Annotated in this window: 3 protein-coding genes; all 3 read right to left on the reverse strand. The window is 64.0% G+C overall.

Annotated elements, in window-relative coordinates; genetic code table 11:
- Window positions 1–2,856: an aminomethyl-transferring glycine dehydrogenase gene (gene gcvP, locus ACR0NT_RS19430; protein ID WP_170672998.1), complete on the reverse strand. Its 2,856-nt coding sequence runs from the start codon at window positions 2,854–2,856 to the stop codon at window positions 1–3.
- A gap of 115 nt (window positions 2,857–2,971) precedes the next feature.
- Window positions 2,972–3,337, reverse strand: coding sequence for a glycine cleavage system protein GcvH (gcvH, locus tag ACR0NT_RS19435; protein ID WP_170672996.1), 366 nt, complete (start codon window positions 3,335–3,337; stop codon window positions 2,972–2,974).
- A gap of 18 nt (window positions 3,338–3,355) precedes the next feature.
- A partial coding sequence (gene gcvT / locus ACR0NT_RS19440; protein WP_480443530.1) for a glycine cleavage system aminomethyltransferase GcvT occupies window positions 3,356–4,435 on the reverse strand: 1,080 nt, incomplete at its 5' end.

The following is a 4,435-nucleotide window of genomic DNA, read 5'->3' on the forward strand; positions in this document are numbered from 1 at the left end:
TTACTCTGCTGCGTCTTTGTATGCGTCCATTGGAGGGCATGTGCAGACGAGGTTTCGGTCTCCGTATGCGTTGTCGACGCGGTTGACGGGGGACCAGTATTTGTCGACGCCCATCGAGCCCGGCGGGAAGCAGGCTTGCTCGCGGGTGTAGGGGCGGTCCCAGTCGCCGACCAGATCGCGCACCGTGTGGGGGGCGTTTTTCAGCGGGTTGTTTTCCGCGTCGATCTTGCCGTCGATGATGTCCTGCGCCTCGGCCCGGATCGACAGCATGGCGTCGCAGAAGCGGTCCAGCTCGGCCTGCGGCTCGGACTCGGTCGGCTCCACCATCAGCGTGCCTGCCACCGGCCAGGACATGGTGGGCGCGTGAAAGCCTGAATCGACCAGGCGCTTGGCGATGTCGTCGACGGTAACATGCGCCTCGGCGTCCAGCGGGCGGGTGTCGAGGATGCATTCATGCGCCACCCGGCCCGACTCGGAGGTGTAGAGGATAGGATAGGCCTCGGCCAGACGTGCGGCGATGTAGTTGGCGTTCAGGATTGCCACCTTGGTCGCCTGGGTCAGGCCCGCACCACCCATCAGCAGCACATAGGCCCAGCTGACCGGCAGGATCGAGGGCGAGCCGAAGGGCGCCGCCGAGACCGGGCCCACGGCGGTGCCGTATTCCGGGTGGCCGGGCAGGTGTTCTTCCAGATGCGCCTTGACGCCGATCGGACCCATGCCGGGGCCGCCGCCGCCATGCGGGATGCAGAAGGTCTTGTGCAGGTTCAGGTGGCTGACATCGCCGCCGATATCTCCCGGACGCGACAGGCCGACCATGGCGTTCATGTTGGCGCCGTCGATATAGACCTGACCGCCGTGATCATGGGTGATCTGGCAGACCTCCTGCACGGTGGTCTCGAACACGCCATGGGTCGAGGGGTAGGTGATCATGCAGCCGGCCAGATGATCGGAATGCTTTTCGGCCTTGGCGCGGAAGTCATTCAGGTCGATATTGCCGTTCTCATCCGACTGCACCGGCACAACCTGCCAGCCCACCATCTGCGCCGAGGCCGGGTTGGTCCCGTGCGCCGAGGTCGGGATCAGACAGACATTGCGGTGCCCTTCGCCGCGGGCGAAGTGATAGTTGCGGATGGTCAGCAGGCCTGCGTATTCGCCCTGCGCGCCCGAGTTGGGCTGCTGGCTGATCGCGTCATAGCCGGTGATCTGGCACAGCTTGTCGTTCAGATCGGCGATCATCTCGTGATAGCCCTGCGCCTGATCTTCGGGAACGAAGGGATGCAGGTTGCCGAATTCGGGCCAGGTGACCGGGATCATCTCGATCGTGGCGTTCAGCTTCATGGTGCACGACCCCAGCGGGATCATCGCCCGATCCAGCGCCAGGTCACGGTCGGCCAGACGGCGCATATAGCGGGTGATCTCGGCCTCGGCCCGGTTCTGGTGGAAGATCGGGTGGGTCAGATAGGCGCTTTCGCGCAGCGCATAGTCCGGCAGGCGGTATTGCTTGTTCGAGCTGTCATCCTTGCGGTCGATGCCGAAGGCGCCCCAGACGGCCTCGATGGTCTCGGGGCGGGTCTGTTCGTCGAGGCTGATGCCCACTTTGCTGTCGCCCACCTTGCGCAGGTTGACGCCACGGGCCACGGCGGCCTCCATCACCACGGTCTGCAGGTGGCCGACCTCGACGGTGATGGTGTCGAAGAACACTTCGGGTTCGACCGAGAAGCCCGCCTCTTCCAGACCGGCGGCCAGGCGCGAGGTCTTGCGGTGCACCGATTGCGCGATGGCCTTGATGCCGTCGGGGCCGTGATAGACCGCATACATCGAGGCAATCACCGCCAGCAGCGCCTGCGCGGTGCAGACGTTCGAGTTGGCTTTCTCGCGGCGAATGTGTTGCTCGCGGGTCTGCAGTGACAGGCGGTACGCCTTGTTGCCGCGGCTGTCGATGCTGACACCGATGATCCGGCCCGGCATCGACCGCTTCAGCTTGTCGGTGGTCGCCATATAGGCGGCGTGCGGGCCACCAAAGCCCATCGGAACGCCAAAACGCTGGGTCGAACCGATGGCGATATCCGCGCCCATCTCACCCGGTGACTTCAGCAGCGCCAGCGACAGGATGTCGGCGGCCACGATGGCAATTGCCTTGTGTTCGTGCAGCGCCGCGATCTCGGCGGTGTAGTCGCGTACATGGCCGTGGGTGCCGGGATACTGGAAGATCGCGCCAAACACCGCGCCCGCGTCCAGGCTGTCGGGATCGCCCACCTGCACGTCGATGCCCAACGGCTCGGCGCGGGTTTTGATCACCGCGATGGTTTGCGGGTGGCAGTTGCGGTCGACAAAGAAGGCCGCGTTATTGGCCTTGGACCGGCCGCCGCGCTTGGCCATCGCCATCGCCTCAGCCGCGGCGGTGGCTTCGTCCAGCAGGGATGCGTTGGCCACGTCCAGCCCGGTCAGGTCGCTGACCATAGTCTGGAAGTTCAGCAGCGCCTCAAGCCGGCCCTGGCTGATCTCGGGCTGATAGGGCGTATAGGCGGTGTACCAGGCCGGGTTTTCCAGGATGTTGCGCAGGATCGGCGCCGGGGTGGTGGTGCCGTAATAGCCCTGACCGATCAGCGAGGTCAGAACCTTGTTCTTGCCCGCCACCTGCCGCATGTGAAACAGCGCGTCGCGTTCGGTCATCGCCGGACCCCAGTCCAGCGGGTCCTTCTGGCGGATCGCAGGCGGAACGGTGGCGTCGATCAGTTCGTCCAGCGTCTTGAAGCCGATCACCTTGAGCATGTCGCGCATCTCGGTCGGCGACGGGCCAATGTGGCGGCGATTGGCGAAGTCATAGGCTTCGTAGTCGGTCAGTTTGAAGGCCATGTGTTGCGCTCCTCAAGGAATGTCTCGGCCAGCCGGTCTGGCGGATGCCTCCGGCGGGAGTATTTGGGAAAAGATGAAGCGGGTGGAGCCCCAATGCCGGGGCTCCGGTTCTGGCTCAGCCGATGAAGGCCTTGTAGCCGGCCTCGTCCATCAGATCTTCCAGCTGCGACGCGTCTGCGATCTTGATCTTGTAGATCCAGGCCTCGCCCTCGGGGTCTTCGTTCAGCGCGCCGGGGTTGTCGGCCAGCGTCTCGTTGACCTCGGTAATCTCGCCATCGACCGGGGCATAGAGCTCGGATGCGGCCTTGACGGATTCGATCACGCCGATCTCACCGTCCTTGGCAAATTCCTCGCCCGCGTCCTGCTGTTCGACAAAGACCACCTCGCCCAGCTGCTCGGCCGCATGGGCGGTGATGCCCAGCGTGGCGGTGTCGCCTTCGACGGTCAGCCATTCATGCTCTTCGGAATAATAGGTTGCCATTGTGTCTCTCTCCTGACTTCAACGCTTGTAATTCTGTGTGACGAAGGGCAGCGCCACGATCTCGGCCGGTTGCGCCTTGCCCCGGATGATCAGGTTCACCTTCTCGCCCGGCTCGCCATGGCCTTTGCTCACATAGCCCATCGCAACGGGACCGCCGACCGTGGGACCAAAGCTGCCCGAGGTGATCTGACCAATCGTATTGCCCTCGAGGCATTGCACCTCGACACCCTGACGGGCGGGCGCACGGCCTTCGGGCTTGATGCCCACCAGCTTGCGCGCGGGGCCTTCGGCCAGTTCTTTCTGGACACGCTCAGCGCCCGGAAAGCCGCCTTCTTCCTTGCGGCGCTTCTGGATCGCCCAACCCAGAGAGGCCTCGATCGGCGAGGTGCTCTGGTCGATGTCATTGCCATAAAGGCACAGGCCGGCCTCCAGCCGCAGGCTGTCGCGCGCGCCCAGACCCGCCGGCTCGCAATCCTCATGCGCCAGGAAGGCGCGGGTGATCTCGATGGCCTTGTCCTCGGGGATCGAGATCTCGTAGCCGTCCTCACCGGTATAGCCCAGCCGCGAGATGCGGCACTCGGTGCCCAGGATATCGGCCACGGTGGTTTCCATGAAGGTCAGATCGCGGGCGGCGGGGCACAACTCGCCCACCACATCCTCGGCCTTGGGGCCTTGCACCGCAACCAGCGCGCGGTCGAAGATCTCGGTCACTTCGACGCCGTCCAGATTGGCCTGCATATGCGGAATGTCCTGATGCCGCAGCGCTGCGTTCACGACGACGAAGTAGTGATCCCCCGCGTTCGACACGATCAGGTCATCCATGATCCCGCCGTCGGCATTGGTGAAAAACCCGTACCGCGCCTTGCCTTCCTTCAGCGTCGCATAGGCCTGCGGGCAAAGCGCTTCCAGCTTCTCACCCACATTCTCGCCCCGCAGGATCACCTGACCCATATGAGACACATCAAACACCGCCGCCTTCTCTCGGCACTGCTTATGCTCCCCCATGATCCCCATCGGGTACTGAACAGGCATCTCCCAACCCGCAAAATCAACCATCTTGCCACCCAACTCAACATGCAAGTCGTACAATGGCGTGCG

The organism is Ruegeria sp. AB10 (assembly GCF_056542745.1).